This is a genomic window from Bdellovibrio sp. HCB337 (assembly GCF_047302465.1).
Taxonomy (GTDB): domain Bacteria; phylum Bdellovibrionota; class Bdellovibrionia; order Bdellovibrionales; family Bdellovibrionaceae; genus JACMRP01.
Map to the genome: position 1 here is coordinate 1,377,251 of NZ_CP178621.1, position 16,070 is coordinate 1,393,320.

The window sequence follows — 16,070 nt, forward strand, 5'->3', positions numbered from 1 at the left end:
TTGCAGGGTCCAGTTCTATCACTGAAATTGACTCGTAAACCTTGCGCCCGTAGCCTTTCCTAAGAGGGTGGCTCTATGTTCATACTGAAGTTGATCTTTGGAATCTCCGCGGCCTTTGCAGCAGTAATGGGCCCCACAAGAGGACCAGCAGCACAAACTAACAAAAAGATCGCGTTTATTTTGTCAGATGCCAAAAATGGTGGAGTCATGGGAGCAAAGGCCGGCTTTATGGAAGCCACACGTTTGCTATCATGGAAAGTAGAAGTTCGCGACGGTATGGGTGATATGGAGGCTCTGAATCTTCATCTTGAGGAAGCGTTGAATACGAATGTCGACGGCATTGTATTGTGCGGATTTCAGCCCGATAAAAAGCAGCTAAAAATTCTACAAGCCAAGAAAAAGCAAATAGTCGTAGTGGGCTGGCATGCAGGAACTAAACCCGGACCGGTGCCTGGACTTTTTACGAATATCAGCACGGATCCTTCTGAAGTTGGAAGGCTTACGATTCAAGCCCTGCGAAATACAGGTAGCAAAACACCTGGCGTGATTGTCATTACTGACAATCGTTTCGCCATTGCCAAAGAAAAAACACAAATACTGACGAGTGCGCTTAAGTCTTGTCCTGAATGTCGTCTGCTTGCAGTGGTGGATATTCCTATTTCTGAAGCGCAAGAGAAAATTCCGGGGTTTGTTCAGCGAATGAATACTCAATTCGGAAAAGCGTGGACTCACACGGTAGCGATCAATGATATTTATTTTGATAATATGAATTTCCCTTTAAAAGATGTTGGCCGCCAAGACATTGCTAATATTGCAGCTGGTGATGGTTCGCGCGTAGCAATTAGTCGCATCAAAGGCGGAGGTTCTCAGCAGGCCGTGACGGTTGCCGAGCCTTTGATTTTTCAAGGTTGGCAAATTGCGGATGAGTTGAATCGCGGGTTTTCAGGTCAAAAAGAAAGTGGTTTTGTCTCTAAGCCCGTGGTTGTTAATAAGGAGTTTCTAGCAACTCTTTCCGGCGACGACATCGAAGAACCTGTGGATTTTCGTAAAGCTTATAGCGAGATCTGGCAAAGAAAATAGAAATCACTTAAGGCACAAGGCGGTCTGACTTCTGCAGAACATGCTGCATATTTTTTTCCGCAAGTACGCGTGCGGCTCCTACGCCCCAGCGTGAGCAAATCCTAGCAACATCCATTTTAGCAACTGGAAGAAGCGTCACATCTGTTTTGGGCACGACGTATATGGACCCACTCAGAGTACTTGGCGCACTTGGTATGAAGATCACGTAGTGGTCCGGAGCAAGCTCTTCAACGATCAAGATAAATGTATTCATCTCATCAAGTCGAGTTAAGATTGCAGGCTGAAAAGAGGAATTGGTTTTAGAAGGGATAATTCTTTCCGAGAATTCCTTAAAAGTACGGTAAATCTTGATATGCATCAGCGTATGGTCCTCAAGCCAGCGTCCGAGTTTTTCTCCCATACTTGTTTGCGCAATAAATCCTAAGATCATCGAAGCGACGGCGATAAGTCCCAAAGTAACGAGTTTGGTGGCGACGATTCTGTCGAGATAAGCTTCAGGAAAAAGGGATTTCGCTATAGGAGCAGTAAATGCATTCAGGGCATCCACCACTCTGTCAAAGATGATGAGTATCAAGAGAATTGGCAGCACGATACCAAGGGCGGCCAAGAAACTGGATTTTAAGAACTCTCTGAATTTAGTCATGTGGGTTAATCAGCGCTTGGTAGCTCTACCAACCTGTAGTGGGTGCTCGACCGATACACGTATCCATCTTTGATTTCTTCTTCAACCAAACCCTGTCTTTCGTTAAGACTGAAATCATAATTGTCAGTGAACGTCGCAATGTGGTCACCCTTATAGTAGGTGTCAGCTTTCATTCGCACGTGCAATACGCCATCAGAACAATAGGCTTTAGTAGATTCGACACGAATATTGTCGACGAAGTATTTCTTCGTTACTTTTCCATCGGCGCGATAGATTTTCGTGTGAGTGCATTTCTCACAGGCTTCGTCGGTGGTTGTAAAATTATAAGTGGTCATTCCAGTATCGGGGTCTCTATCTTGGGTGACATCTAACGTACTACTGGAGGAAAACATATATCGACCCGTAAGATCCGGGCAGGCAAGAGCCTGGGATGAAGCGAGTAGGCAAACGATGATCGCGATCTTTTTCATGTAAAACTCCTCGTTGCAAAAAAGTTTATTGCGGAGGTCCCTCATGTCAATGCTAGGATGCTCTTATGCCAAAACACAGCCTACAAACATTGCATTCGATAGAGGCCCTGGGCGTTGTTCATGCTCAACGCGGAGACATTCGCATAGAGCCTTTGGAAGACCGCCTGACTCCGAGAGTTCCATTTCCGCATAAGCATGATTTCTTTCAGTTGGTGTTTATTTCGACGGGAACGGGCTGGCATGAAGTGGATTTTGAAAAGTACTCTTTAACAAAGAATCAGATTTTTATTTTAAAGCCAGGGCAAGTGCATAGCTGGAAGTTTTCTAAAAACACGCGTGGCCTGATCGTCGAGTTCACCTCTGAATCTTTGTCAGAGGATCAGACTCTCTTTCAAATCGAAAGTCTTCCAGACTGCGTGACATGGACAAGTTCGACAGGATCCCCGTTTACACTGTTGGAACTTATGAAGAATGAGGCCGATGCCCAGGCAGTGGATTACAAGCGCTGCCTTCACAATTATCTAGCGGTCTTACTGTATCAGCTTTTCCGCTATGGAAACAGCACGAGAAAGCTGCGCCCGTTGCAAGAAGATCTAAATCGTCAATTTTCTCACTTGGTGGAAACACATTATCGCAATCAGCATGGCCTTGATTTTTACGCTCGGCAGTTGAAAACTTCTGCCAAATCTTTGTCGGCAAAAATTCAAAGAGCTTACGGTAAACCAGCTAAAGAGATCATTCAGGATCGATGTTTGCTTGAGGCGAAGAGGTACTTGTCTTACACAGCGTTGCCTGTGGCAGAAATCGGATATGAATTGGGTTTTGACGACGCCAATTACTTTAGTCGTTTTTTAAGACAACGTCTTCGTATGAGCGCACAAAAGTTCCGCCAGGACTATCAAAAGAATCACTCAGATATTTTATCAAAAACATGAGTTGAAGCTTCTGAGTTTTCTTGGTGACTTTGTTCGGCAGATCTTGCCACTCGCCCCGCGATGCCAACCCATTCTGGGAAAAGCACAGCAAGAACGCCATAGATCAAGATGCTTATAAACGAAACTATAATGCCACCACCGATAATCAATGTTTTAGGATCGTCCATGGGAACCTCCCTTACCTCTAGCACATATTCTAGCAGGGAAGGGGGCCTCGGCCCAGGCAGAGACTGCGCACGGACTAGCACAAATTTCCTATTTACGGGGAAGGGATCTGACAAAGTTACGGGCTTCTTCCTTTTCACTTTCGGAAATAGCATTCCATTCTTTGTTGGTGAGGGCGCCAATCAGCGCATAGGCAAAGACCGAATGGCGGGATTTAGGATCCGACTTTACAAGTTTCTGCATCGTCTTTTTCCAGCCCAGCTTTAAAAACTGCGGAACGGTTTTTATGCCCGCTTTATGAAACGCTCGTTCTGTTTGTGGTCCCAAATTTTTAAGATCCGAAATCTTTTTGGCTTTTTTAAAAACATCCTCGGCAGGTTCGTCTGAAAACATACGTGGTGTGCGGGTGTCGATTTTACGCCAGTCTTCGTCTTCTTTGACGGCCTTTTTCTTTTTCAGTGTTTTCTTGGGTTTTGGAATACTTCCCCAGTAACCGGTGGGTTTTATGGCCTGAGCAACGATATCGCTTGCAAGCTCTTCAAAGTTTTCGGTATCAAGCGGAAGGTAAAGCCACTTAGGCAAAATCGGGTGAGAAACCAAAAATGGAAATTTTTGGAGAGCACGCTCTTGGTATTCCTTTTCAACAGGGAACATGCAGCCGTTCCAAATCTCGTAGGGATACCTTTTGCCTTTGTAAGTGCGATTGCCAGTGCTTTCAAATGTGGCTAGGACCATTTTCTCGGAAATATAATATGCAAAGCCACCAAACATCGCTTTTCGGCGATATTCGTCTTCAGGAAGAAGCTCTTCAATCCACTTTAGCTCTTGCGGTTCCTTAGCCATACGGGTTTACAGTTCTCCGGGATGATAAAGATGTCAATAAAGGCAACTAACATAAAAAACCTATGTTAGTTGCCGGGCTCTTTGAAAGACCTTAGACCTCGATTTGCTCTGTCAAAACTTCGACGATCTTGTGTAAATGCGGATGCATTCTAAGACGCACAGGCATTGGGCACTCGATCAAGGGACGCAGCATGGATTCTATGCTGAGCCCCGGGATCTCTTCAGACTCAAGCAGTCTTTGATAGATCAGGCGATACTTACCAGAAGTTTCGTCCTTTTCCCATTTCAAAGACTCTAAAGCTTTGAAGGGACATTCTTCGTAGATCTTGATTTTGTCCTCTTCCTCTTTCGAGAACTTGGTGGACACTGCCACTTTCACTTGCGCAGAAATAGGCAATTGCAAGATGTGCAGCTTTTCCTCGAGAGCACGAATGTCTTCAGAAATCGCATCGATGTTTTGGTTTAAAATTTCGGCTTTGCCTTCAAGCTTTTCGAAGGCGGATTGAAGCTTTTCCGATTGGAAAGCATTGTGACTCATAGTCATCTCCTGTTTGTTAAAAAAACTCAGTCGCAATCAAGCGTACGATGGCCAATCAAGGCTCGTATCCATTCAAGGATTTAATATTCGTAGTATCGCCTTGGTTTTATATCAAACAAAAAATTAGGAACTTCATGTCATGAATAGGAGAGGGATCTTAATTATAGCTAAACCTGTATCGCTCCAAAGTGCGAAAGACTTGCGGTTCTTGCGAAATCGGCCTCTTTCTACAAAGCTTGGTAGAGAAATCCGCTACTACAGCTAAAACTTCGTGAAACCTTACATTTTGAAAAGCTCATTGCACACGCGTAAAATCAATAGCAGAGCACGGAAGCTCACCTAACAAAGGGGGAACATATGAAACGGTCTTTAATGCTACTGGCTTCGATTCTTCTCTGTACGGGCATCGCGAATGCGAACGAAACACCTCAGGCAGGGGCGCAATTGGATGAGTCTATTGTGGATACATTAGGACTTACCAAACCTGAAGGAGGCGACAAATTAATGACATCAGTCGATGAGCAGGTCGCTGATGATCAAATGAAAACCCAAGCATATTGCTATGCCTGGACTACCTGCTATGACGGCCGCCGTATTTCTTGTTATGCTCGCGGACAATACTGCCGTTGGGCTTACAAATCCGGTCGCTGGGTATATTGCAGCGCTACCAGCTACGGACGAACTCGCTGGGTACGCTACACTTGTTACTAAGTACGATTATTTGGTCCGATGATCTGGGACAAGTGAACAACACATTTGTCCCAGTCGTTCAAAGGAAGACTAAAATCCGCTACCACTTTTTATCTTGAGAGATCTGCACGAAGTTTCCATCTGGATCTTCGAAAGTGGCAACTAAAGCAGGGCCCACATCAAAGATGGTTTTCGATTTGTCGTTGTCGGGATAAAAACGAACTTTCTTTTTTGCGAGTTCTTCGACGGCCGCATGAATATCATCGACAGCAAAGCTCAACATCACAGACTGCTTTTGCACCGTCGAGCTCGGGTAAGAAATAAAATCCAAAGCAAACTTGGAACCCTCTTTGGTGTCAAAAGCTTGCCAGGTATCATCGCCATAGCCTTTTTTTAGCCCCAAAGTTTTCTCGTACCAATCAGCTAGTTCTTTGTTCGGTGTATGAATGTAAGCGACAGAAATACCTTTTACCATGAGAGCCTCTTAAAAATAAAAAACCCCACATTTCTGTGGGGTTTTCCAATTGAGTAATTTAACCCGAAAGTTGCTTCAGCGTCGGCCCGCCGGGCCTATGCTCTGCCGGCATTAACCGCCGATAGTAGCAACAAGACCAGCGATCAAGAGAGATACGACGCTCATAACTTTGATGAGGATCGCAACGCCCGGACCAGAAGTATCTTTGAACGGGTCACCAACAGTGTCACCGACAACCGCTGATTTGTGGGCTTCAGAGCCTTTTTTGTGACCAGCCAATTTGCCTTTTTCGATGTATTTCTTAGCGTTATCCCAAGCGCCACCAGCATTTGCCATGAACAAAGAGCTAGTTGCACCAACAGCCAAAGCACCAGCCAACATACCAGCAAGAGCCGTAGGGCCAAGCAAGAAGCCAACTGCTACCGGAGCCAATACCGCGATCATGCCAGGAATGATCATCTCGAACAAAGCGGCTTTCGTAGCGATATCTACGATAGCTGCAGGTTGAGGATCAGCTTTACCTTCGCGAAGACCTGGAATTTCTTTGAACTGACGACCGATTTCAATAACGATTTTTTGAGCAGCTTTACCAACTGCAGTCATTGTTGTCGCGCCTACCAACCAAGGAAGGATCGAACCGATCAAGATACCGATCAAAACGCCAGAAGAAGTCAAATCAAGGTTGATTTTACCAAGGTTTGCCAACGCACGAGCGTGGTTTACTTCCATATTGAAAGCAGAGAAAAGAGCTACAACCGTCAAGATTGCAGAACCGATTGCGAAACCCTTACCGATCGCTGCAGTTGTGTTACCAACAGCATCGAGTTCGTCAGTGATGTCACGAACGTCTTTACCCAAGCCAGACATTTCAGAGATACCACCAGCGTTGTCAGCGATAGGGCCGTAAGCATCTACAGTCATAACAACTGCAGTACCTGCCAACATACCAACTGCCGCCAAAGCGATACCATACAGACCCAAAGCGTGATCGGCGATGTAAGCCGCAACCACAACGATGACCATAGGAATAGCAACTGATTCCATGCCCACTGCCAAACCACGGATTACGTTAGTTCCAGCACCAGTCAAAGAAGCTTCAGCAACCAAACGAATAGGACGAGCTGCTGTGTAGTACTCAGTGATCAAACCGATCAAACCACCACCGATAGCACCTGCTGCCAATGCAACAGTCACACCTTGGTTGATTTCAAACATAGGCATCAAGATGTAAGAAGCAATTGTAAGCAAGATTGGTGGGATGATCAAAGCGTTACGCAAAACAGCCGCTGGAGAAGCGTTGCTGAACAAACGAGTAACGAAAATCACGATGATAGAGATGATCATGCCCAAAGCCGAAAGACCCAATGGCAAGAAGATCGCAGAAGATTTCAAAGTCTCAGCGTTGCTAGACAATGCAGACAAAGTTTCTGCAGGAGCTGTCAAAGCAATTGCCATAGCAGCTACGATCGCAGCAACCATCGACTCATAGATATCCGCGCCCATACCAGCTACGTCACCGACGTTGTCACCAACGTTATCAGCAACAACGCCCGGATTACGAGGGTCATCTTCTGGAATGTTTTCGATCACTTTACCAGCGATGTCAGCACCAACGTCAGCAGCTTTAGTATAAATACCGCCACCGATACGTGCGAACAATGCGATAGAAGAAGCACCTACAGCGAAAGAGTGAAGAACTGTTCCAACGTCAGGAGAACCTTTGTAGATTTGGTACAAAACGCCCAAGCCCAAAAGACCCAAACCAGCAACAGAAAGACCCATGACAGCGCCGCCATCAAGAGCGACAAGCAATGCTTTTGATTTTGAACCAGTCGATGCTGCTTGAGTGGTACGAACGTTGGCATAAGTTGCCGCTTTCATACCGAAGAAGCCTGCAAGCAAGCTCAAGAATGCGCCCAAAATGAAGGACACAGCAGAGATAGGGCCCAAAGTTACACCCAATGCTACGGCAACAACTACCGCGTAGATTGCGAGAACTTTATATTCACGCACCAAGAAAGCCATCGAGCCTTCACGAATGTATTGAGCGATACGGTTCATTGTTTCGTTGCCAGTCGGTTGAGCCTTCACACGGAAGTACAAAACCAGAGCAACAACAAGACCTACAGCCCCAGCGATTGCCGGAACTAACAGCAAAGAATCACTTGTCATTTTAAAAAACTCCGTCGTTGAACGTTTTAGATTTTCGGAACGATTAGGGATATGAAAGACGGCGGACTTAGTCAAGAAAACACAAATTCAGAAAGGCGGGTTCTTTGCCATTAGTGCGTGGCGTTAGAAGCTTCCGATGGATAGGTGGACCTCATAAGGACTTTCACCAGGCTTATGATCTAATTTCCAGGCAATCTCTAAGTTTACGGGACCGACCGGGGTGTTGTAGTGGAAGCCAAATCCGGCAGCATCACGGTACTCATCACCCATATCAAGCTTATCAATATGAACCGAACCGCCATCATAAAAGACCGTTCCGCCGAAGCTCCCAAAGATCGGGAAGCGGAACTCGGACTTGATCAAATACATACTAGCGAAAGTCGTCATATAATAAACGTCGGTTTCATCAATTCTTAATTGATTGTAAGTCGGGAAGAAGTCCTTCGTTCCGTTGAAACTTCGAATAGTGGAGCTGCCCCCTAAGTAGAACCCTTTTTTGTCGTAAGGGACACCGCCAGTTTCGCTCAAATTCGTCAAATAACCACCACGGACAGAGTTCGCCCACACCATGTAGTCGCCTTTAAAGTACGGAACTCGCAAGTAGTGAGTGAAGGAGCCTGTGGCACGCGTGAATTTGATTTCATTCGGGCTCTTAGAGCTTCCAATTTCGGGGCTGGAGTATTCAAGTGCAACGGTGGTGAAGTTACCACGAGTCGGGTTGAAAGGATTGTCACGATAGTCGATGTCTAAGCGCGGACCCGTCGTTACGATATCTTGAGGAGTCGAATCGATGGTTTTTGTTGGATCCAAACCGAAGTCAAAGACGTGGGCCCAATTCAAAAGTTCATAGATAATGGTCACATGCGAAGTCAGATCTCGTTCGATAGACGTAATCGTCTGATTCACGTCTGAGACCTTCTTAATATTGTAATCTGTCAGCTGGCTTGAACGAGTCAGATTCAAACGGCCACGGATTTTAGAATCGAAAAGATACGGTTCGACATAACCTAAAGTCACTTTCGATTCGAGGTACTTAATCTGATTGACGTTATAGTTACCTTCAAGACGTAAGGAAACCCCGCGACCAGTTCCCATGATGTTGTTATAGGCAATGCCCGTGTATCCACGCAGAGTCAGCCCCAGATCGTTGGTGGCACCTGCGCCAAGAGTGAATAGCCCCGGATCTCGTTCGCTGACTTTAATCACTAAGGTACGATTTGCAGTATCGCTTTTCTCCTCGAGTGTTCTGATTTCAACAGTGTTGAAGTAACCTGTTCTTTGTAGTTTGGCGACTGCTTCATCCACTTTGGAAGGAGTCACCGTATCGCCAGGTTGAAGTTCGATCTCTTTCAAAAGAACATAGTCTCTTGTGAATGCATTTCCATCCAAAACAATGCTCGAGATACGAACCTGAGGACCTTCTTTAATTTTGAAGTTCAAAGTCGCAAGAGTGTTGTTTTCGTTATAGGTCACAAGGTCTTCTTTTTCGTTCAGAAGAGCCATTTCTATGTAACCTTTTTCTTGATAGTGGGTCTTCAAATTCTGAATGGCTTTTTCAAGCTCGCCCAATTGCAAAGCTTGGTCTTTTTCAAGTTCCAATACTTCTAGTAATTCAGGGGCGGGGATTGTGGTGTTGCCGATGAACTGAATGTTCGTGATTTTCGTTAGTGGCCCCTCATCCAAATTGATATAGACGACGACTTGATTTTTCTCTTTATTGTACTGCGTACGAGTCGAGTTAATACGTGCAAGCAAATAGCCCTGATTCTGTAACTCAACACGGAAGCTTTCAAAGCTTTGATCCAATTCCAGCTTGTTGTAGTAATCGTCTTGAATTAAATCGGACGCATTCTTTTTCAAAAGCTTACTGTAATAACTTTGTGATCGAGAGACCGAGCCTGTGAACTCAAATTTACTGATTTTAATTTTTGGGCCTTCGTCAATATTAAACGTGATTTTGCGAGTGAATGGCTTTCGCCCTTCGGTCTCTTCGCTCTGAACTTCGACACGGGCATAGCCGCGCGATAAATACAGGTTTTTGATCTTAGATGTCAGTTCTGAGCCGATATTTGGATTCGCCGAGTAGAAGTTGCCGATATCCAAAGAACGATTCAACGTTGAAGAGGACACTTGGCGGTTTCCCAAGTAATCAATCATGTAAGACTCTGTTTTTTCGAGTCTGAACTTCAAAGTTGCGCGGGATTCATTCGAGTTAAAGCTGATTTCGGGACCAAAGATCTCGGCGCGAATGTGGAAGCGGCTGTTTAAGTATTCGCGGATTGTTTTTTGAACATCTGCCAGCTGCGCATCTGTTAGCGCATAACCTTTTTCACGTGAAAGACGGCTTTCCAAAGTTTTGTTCAGATCAGTATTTGAAGAGGTAAACTGAATGGACCCAATCAAAGTCTGAACACCTTCTTTGATTTTGATGGTGACTTGGACATTGCCGCTGCTATCTGGTGGCAATTCGATATCTAGGGAGGCATTTCTGTAGCCTGCTTGATTGTACAGCTGAGTCAGTTTTTCTCCGCCCAAAACCAGCTGGTCTTGATTGAGAATGTCATTCGCATTGACGGCGAAGGCTTGCTTCGCTTCAGACTCTGAAATGGCTTTAAGGCCTTCAAACTTAATAGAGCCAATACGGGTAGAGCGGGCCGTATTCAACTTCAGTTGACCACTTCCTGCGTCTACCACTTGAACCAAGTCGAACTCTGGGCGCAATTGCAGATAGCGAATAATTTCGTCGACGACTTCAAGTGTAACTTTGCCAGTGCCAATTTGTGGGAAGCGTTTGCCAAGATCCTCTTGGATCTCTTTAGGCAAAGTAGAAATATTCAAACGACGCTGTGTTTCGGCGGCGCTCGCAGATTGGCAGAATATTTGTACTGCTAGAAGTGCAGGAATCAGAAAAGAGTTCAATTTCACTATTTGAACTCCTTTCTAAACTCGAGATCCAAACCAAAGACGTTCTCTTTCGGACGAGACGTGGTGGTAAGACCTTGGCCCCCTTGAAGAGTCTGAGTATTTTCGTAACTGCCGATGGCCGAAACGTTATTGTTGATCAAATAGCGCAATTTCACTTCCACATCACTAACTTCGGACCCCATAGTACGGCTTGCTGAAGCATTGATTCTGTTTGTGATCTTACGACTGAGCGTCAGTTTAGGCACGCTGATATTTCGAGTCGAATCATAGAAAGTGGAAACTTGGACGTTCAAGCCCAAACTTCCTTGAGAGATCTTATTGATAGATTGATTAAAGATAGCAAACCCGAGTTCGTATCCTGCTTGGGCCGATTGTTCACCCGAACGACCTTGAGCCGTCGAGTCAAAGCGATTCGAAGTAATCCCCAGGGCCAAAAGAGAAATAATATCTTGCTCTGGGAGTGGTGGAACGCTGGAAAGACGAAGACTTTTTAAGTTTTTTGCCGGCCCTTGTGCCAAGATCATGATGTCGTAGTCGCTAACACGCGCTTGAGCGGAAACGTACAAGTCCGGATTGATCTCGTCCGGGTTGTTGAAAAGGACATTGGCTGTTTGAACCTCGAACTCTTTATCTTTGAAAATGAGGCGGGTATTTTTATCAGCTTGCAGTCGTCCCAAAAGTATTGGATTCGAAATGGGCCCTTTAACCTGCAAGTTTCCTTGCACGGATCCATCAACCAACGAGTTCTTCACAAGGAAGCTTTTCTCGAAAAGAATTTGCACGTCCAAAATCAAAGACTCAAACGCCGACTGACGAAGAATCTTCGGCAGGTAAATGCTTTGACGAGACATTGCCAGAGTGTTGCCGCTATCGTCCGTGAATTCGCGCTCAAAAATACCGCTGCTAACGCGGTAGGTGCCCGAAAGCAAGAACGGGAACCATTTTCCAGAAAGAAGAAGGTCGGCAGAGCCCGAAGTACGAACTTTTTCAGGAATATTTAAATTTACGCCATCTAGATTAATACGGATTGAAATCGGCAGATCGCGTGGTCCGTTGATCGTGATATTTCCATCTGCAGAAACCAAGCCCCCTGCCATTTGCGCTTTCACTGAGTTAATCAAGACACGCGTTTGCGAGAAGCTGACTTCAGTTTGAATGCGCTCGATGGGGTGAGGCAAGCCTTTGATTTTAACAAAGCTGTTATTGGTCGAAAGACTTCCCAAGATTTGTGGCTTCAGCAACGAGCCAGAAACTGTCGCAGAAGCTTGGACCGAGCCTCCGAGGTCATCGAGGAACGGGAAGAACATATGGAACAAGCGAAGCTCGGTATTAGCCACTAAGTTCACGTTCATATTGTTGAAAGTAAAGTCTTGGCCTTTAAGGTGAATGCTGTTTTGTGGTCCTTCCAGATTGAAATTCTGAATACGGATTTTACCGTGATCCAATCGGATCTGGATTGGGTCAGGATTGCGGAAGCTCAACGACGAACGCTTCAAGAACAAATTCTTGATTTGAATCGAACCTGAAGCTTTTTGCCACTGGCCGTTCTCAGAATTTAGATCTACATCGGCAGTCAGGCTTGAGTCATATTCGTTCTGGTAAGGATTGCCCGTCAAAATCGCCAGCAGAGAAGCATAGTTCCAGTCGACGGTTTTTAATCTAAAACGCATCGGAGATTCGCCAAAAGGAAGAAGCCAGTCCGCCTGAATGCGGTGACCGAACAAGTTGGCATTTCCTTCCATCAAATGTTTTTTGATTTTCAAATCAAAGAACGAAGAAGGTGTCTCTTGTTCATTTAGGACCGTTTCGGTGATACTTCCGCGCATTGCCATGTCAGGTTCTGTGACTTTGCCTTGAATTTGACTCGAGAAGTTCATGATACCAAAAATATTGGTACTCATCTTGGTGATGAAGTCCGATTCATCCAAACGGAAGTTACGGCCTTCGACCTTGATATTCATATCTTGCTGAGAACTGATGCCGCCAGTTGCTGTGATCGTCGTTAGATTTTTTTTCAAATAAGCTTTTTGCAGCTGCAATTGACCTTGAGTGGATTGAGCATTGAGCACTAGTTCGTCAAAAGATTCGCCAGCTAATTGGCCCGAGCGGAATTTTGAATCCAGCTGATAGGACATTTTCCAGAAATCCAAAGGACCCGAGAACGACATATCTGCAGCGCCAAGAGCTCTTACAGACAGTGGGAAGGCATAGTGGGATTCGAAGACTCTGGCGATATCAGACAGTTCCAAGGTTGGTGCTTTAATACGACCCACAATGCGAGAGTTGTGAAGATCTACTTCCAAAGCACCTTGATAGCTTGAGCGTGGCAAGAGTCCTTGCACGTCATCCAGATACAAATGGCTTGCCTTGTAACTGAGAGTGCCGCTGAGTTGTCCCAGATAATAATCTTCGAACGAGAAGTCGTGGGTTTTCAATTTCATGTCGAAAACAGCTGCGTGAGAATCCCCCGTAGTGCCGCCTTCAAGACTGCCATAACCCTTGAACTTCAAATTTGCCAGATTGCGAATGTTAGAAAAATCCAAACGAGGAGAGCTGTATTTAATTTTAAAACCTTTTGCAAAATCAACGGTGCCAGAACTTTCGCCAGTGTTGCTACCCAGCTGCAATTGGGCTTTGTAGGTAACGGCTTTGTCGGTGATCTCTACTTGGCCTTTAGCGGTCATGCGGGCGACATCAGCGATGACCGCTTTCTTGTTTTTAAAATCCGAAGTAACAAGAATGTTGTCAGCAGCAATGTTGCCGTCACAAGTAACTTTAATCGGAGATTTAAACTGTCCCTGGCAAGGAAGGTCGCCTTGTAGATTCATCCACACCGGAATCTCATGAAGATTCAGGGCGGTGAAAAGTTTTTGCATGTCCAGGCTGCTAACTTTTGCATGGGTTTTAAATGCCAATGTGTCGTTGAGCTCAAGCTCGGTGTTTGTGAGCTTTGCAGTTCCTGCTGGGTGATTCAATACAACATCAGGGAAGATGAGGCTATTCCCTTTAAAAATCCCTTGAATAGAGGCGTTCCCCAAAGAGAACGCGGCAATTTTGACATCGCGGGTTTTCGCATCCACCTTACCAGTAATTTTGTCTGTGCCATCGATCTGAATGTTGACCTTCGCAGTGGCTTCACCAAGGACGCCCGGAAGTTTGTAACCTGAAAAGATAGGGCGTACTTGTTGCATGATTTCTTGCAGCTTTAACTCACCAGTTGCTTCAAGATTTGCACGTGGGTGAAGAGTCACTTGCGAGAACTTTTCAAAATCACCCTTCAGGATGATTTCAGAATCGCCATAGCGCGCGCCTGCACGAAGAATACGCAAACTGTCTCGGCCTAACACAACAGAAACATCAAAACGACTTTGAATAGGGCCGTGACCTAAGACCTTCAAGGCCACTGACGGTACATCCACGCGAGCCGTGACAGAATTCTGGTGATTGCCGAGAAGCAGGTCGGCACCTTGCAAATCGGCAGAGGTATTTTGTTTTTTAGATTCTAGCGCCAGATTCAGATTATGAACAAACACGCGCTCAACAGGAAGTTTATCCAAGAATTCAAAAACTTGATTCAAAGGCAAAGCTTGTGGTTTAGACGGAGTCTCCAAAAAAGGATCTAGTTGTACACGTACTTCCGGAGAATCTAGCAAGATCGCAGAGACTTGAACACGACCTGTGAAAAGTTGAAATATATCCAAGTTCACTTTCAAGCTTTCAACAGTTGCATTCTCGAGATACTTTTTGAATTCAGGTTTTGCGGTGACAGAAATTTTCTCGACGCTGGCAGCGCCTTTCAAAAATTGGAACTTAATGCTTTCAGCTTCGATCACAACCGGAAGATTGGTTTCAGAGAATGACTTTACTTTTCTAAGCGCCCAGCTTTCTGCATTTGGAATGGCCCAATACTTCAGCGCAGCGCCCAGCGCGATCAGAAACACCAACGGTGGAAGAAGGATTAAGAGAACGCGTTTCATTGCGATCTCCACATATCCAAAAGAGCAGAGCCCGCACGATAATTCGGGCGAGACACCAAGATGCTTTCTAGAATTTCAATCGCGACGTGCTTTTGTGCTAGTCCCCAGTACGCTTGGGCACGCAAGTACGCGGTTGCAAAGAATGTTTCAGGTTCGTGCGCAAGTTTTACTTCAAGATGATTTAACTCGTTCAGAACTTCCAAGAAATGGCGACAACGCAATTTCACTTCCAGATAGAACCAGGTCTCGGAAACGCTTAAGTTCAATCTTTCAAGAATCGCAAGGCTTGCTTGAGGCTCGTCCATCATGTACGCCGCGACTGCAAAATCAAAAGCCATGTCAGGATAAAGTTCACCGGCTTTGACGAGAGTATGTTTTAGAGCTTCAGCCATCGCTCTGGCTTCAGGCGAGGGTGGAGCTTCTTGAATGCTGTGACTGCGAGACAGAGGCGCACGACGTGACAGGATATCTAAAGCGTAGCGTTCTTTGTGTTGACGGATTTCTTCGACGATATCTTGATCGCCAGGGAACATACGTTGCATTTTGCTGAGCATGGTTTTTTCCTGCTCGTACAATTGCTGCGTGCGCAGAGTAAGAAGCTCGTCAAACATTCTCTGTTTCAGTTGGGTCGAAGCTTTGCGGCGTTTACGCTTAAGTTCGTTTTTCCACTGAGTCGACTTTTTGATAAAGCGCTCTGAGCCTTGTGCTAAGCAAGCTTGCTCGATCGCATTTTCTTCTTCAATCCCCATGACGATAAATTTAACGATGTCTTCTTCAAGATCGGGGATCCCGCGTGCTAACGCTTCAACGAAGTAAGCCCAAGGCATCATGAAATTTTTTGCGGTGATATGCTTCATGCAAAAACTAATGAGGACTTGATAGAGACCACAGCTAAGCAGGAAGCGAGAAAGTTGTTGCAAGCTTTCCGCAGACCAATCCTCTGGATGATCTTCGAAAAGTTTGATCAACTTTTCTGCTACAACTTCTGGATCACGAAATTCTTCCAGAAGAGTTTTAATTTCCAACTCAAGCGAGAGTGTCAACACAGCCTCCAAAATCCGTTTTGGCTGAACCCTCTCATTTTCGGTCATTTTCTAGTAAATCTGGAGGTTTGACGCGCTGCAATTGGAACAAGGTAGAGAGGTTTTTTAAGGCAA

General features: G+C 45.4%; 13 protein-coding genes. 3 read left to right on the top strand and 10 right to left on the bottom strand.

What is annotated here, in order from left to right:
* Nucleotides 1-75: 75 nt before the first annotated feature.
* Nucleotides 76-1,080, top strand: a complete 1,005-nt coding sequence (locus tag ACLWBB_RS06650) for a substrate-binding domain-containing protein (RefSeq protein ID WP_413290830.1) — start codon at nucleotides 76-78, stop codon at nucleotides 1,078-1,080.
* A gap of 7 nt (nucleotides 1,081-1,087) precedes the next feature.
* Here the strand turns inward: ACLWBB_RS06650 and ACLWBB_RS06655 are convergent, their stop codons facing one another.
* Together ACLWBB_RS06655 and ACLWBB_RS06660 are read right to left on the bottom strand one after the other, a co-directional pair.
* Nucleotides 1,088-1,723, bottom strand: a complete 636-nt coding sequence (locus ACLWBB_RS06655) for a hypothetical protein (RefSeq protein ID WP_413290831.1) — start codon at nucleotides 1,721-1,723, stop codon at nucleotides 1,088-1,090.
* 5 nt (nucleotides 1,724-1,728) lie between these two features.
* On the bottom strand, nucleotides 1,729-2,193 hold the full coding sequence (locus ACLWBB_RS06660) for a hypothetical protein (RefSeq protein WP_413290832.1): 465 nt from the start codon (nucleotides 2,191-2,193) through the stop codon (nucleotides 1,729-1,731).
* A 65-nt stretch (nucleotides 2,194-2,258) separates the two neighbouring features.
* Here ACLWBB_RS06660 and ACLWBB_RS06665 point away from each other — a divergent pair, with 65 nt between their 5' ends.
* Nucleotides 2,259-3,128 (top strand): helix-turn-helix domain-containing protein, encoded by an 870-nt coding sequence (locus ACLWBB_RS06665; RefSeq protein WP_413290833.1) that lies wholly within the window; start codon nucleotides 2,259-2,261, stop codon nucleotides 3,126-3,128.
* Here the strand turns inward: ACLWBB_RS06665 and ACLWBB_RS06670 are convergent.
* The 3 genes from ACLWBB_RS06670 to ACLWBB_RS06680 form a co-directional block, all read right to left on the bottom strand.
* Nucleotides 3,101-3,295 (bottom strand): hypothetical protein, encoded by a 195-nt coding sequence (locus ACLWBB_RS06670; RefSeq protein WP_413290834.1) that lies wholly within the window; start codon nucleotides 3,293-3,295, stop codon nucleotides 3,101-3,103. The two genes, ACLWBB_RS06665 and ACLWBB_RS06670, sit on opposite strands and share 28 nt — an antisense overlap.
* Before the next feature lie 88 nt (nucleotides 3,296-3,383).
* Nucleotides 3,384-4,136 (bottom strand): TfoX/Sxy family DNA transformation protein, encoded by a 753-nt coding sequence (locus tag ACLWBB_RS06675; RefSeq protein ID WP_413290835.1) that lies wholly within the window; start codon nucleotides 4,134-4,136, stop codon nucleotides 3,384-3,386.
* A gap of 91 nt (nucleotides 4,137-4,227) precedes the next feature.
* A complete protein-coding gene (locus ACLWBB_RS06680) occupies nucleotides 4,228-4,674 on the bottom strand; it encodes a hypothetical protein (protein WP_413290836.1) in 447 nt (148 codons plus the stop codon).
* 357 nt (nucleotides 4,675-5,031) lie between these two features.
* Between ACLWBB_RS06680 and ACLWBB_RS06685 the strand changes: the two genes are divergently transcribed.
* Nucleotides 5,032-5,385, top strand: coding sequence for a hypothetical protein (locus ACLWBB_RS06685; RefSeq protein WP_413290837.1), 354 nt, complete (start codon nucleotides 5,032-5,034; stop codon nucleotides 5,383-5,385).
* Between the two features lie 79 nt (nucleotides 5,386-5,464).
* Here the strand turns inward: ACLWBB_RS06685 and ACLWBB_RS06690 are convergent, their stop codons facing one another.
* The 5 genes from ACLWBB_RS06690 to ACLWBB_RS06710 form a co-directional block, all read right to left on the bottom strand.
* On the bottom strand, nucleotides 5,465-5,839 hold the full coding sequence (locus ACLWBB_RS06690; protein WP_413290838.1) for a VOC family protein: 375 nt from the start codon (nucleotides 5,837-5,839) through the stop codon (nucleotides 5,465-5,467).
* A 111-nt stretch (nucleotides 5,840-5,950) separates the two neighbouring features.
* Nucleotides 5,951-8,011 (bottom strand): sodium-translocating pyrophosphatase, encoded by a 2,061-nt coding sequence (locus tag ACLWBB_RS06695; RefSeq protein ID WP_413290839.1) that lies wholly within the window; start codon nucleotides 8,009-8,011, stop codon nucleotides 5,951-5,953.
* Nucleotides 8,012-8,134: 123 nt separating this feature from the next.
* Nucleotides 8,135-10,936, bottom strand: a complete 2,802-nt coding sequence (locus tag ACLWBB_RS06700; protein ID WP_413290840.1) for a POTRA domain-containing protein — start codon at nucleotides 10,934-10,936, stop codon at nucleotides 8,135-8,137.
* Nucleotides 10,936-14,913 (bottom strand): translocation/assembly module TamB domain-containing protein, encoded by a 3,978-nt coding sequence (locus ACLWBB_RS06705; protein WP_413290841.1) that lies wholly within the window; start codon nucleotides 14,911-14,913, stop codon nucleotides 10,936-10,938. Before ACLWBB_RS06705 ends, ACLWBB_RS06700 begins: the two co-directional genes overlap by 1 nt.
* Nucleotides 14,910-15,959, bottom strand: coding sequence for a hypothetical protein (locus ACLWBB_RS06710; protein ID WP_413290842.1), 1,050 nt, complete (start codon nucleotides 15,957-15,959; stop codon nucleotides 14,910-14,912). The genes ACLWBB_RS06705 and ACLWBB_RS06710 overlap by 4 nt, the downstream gene beginning before the upstream one ends.
* Nucleotides 15,960-16,070 lie beyond the last annotated feature (111 nt).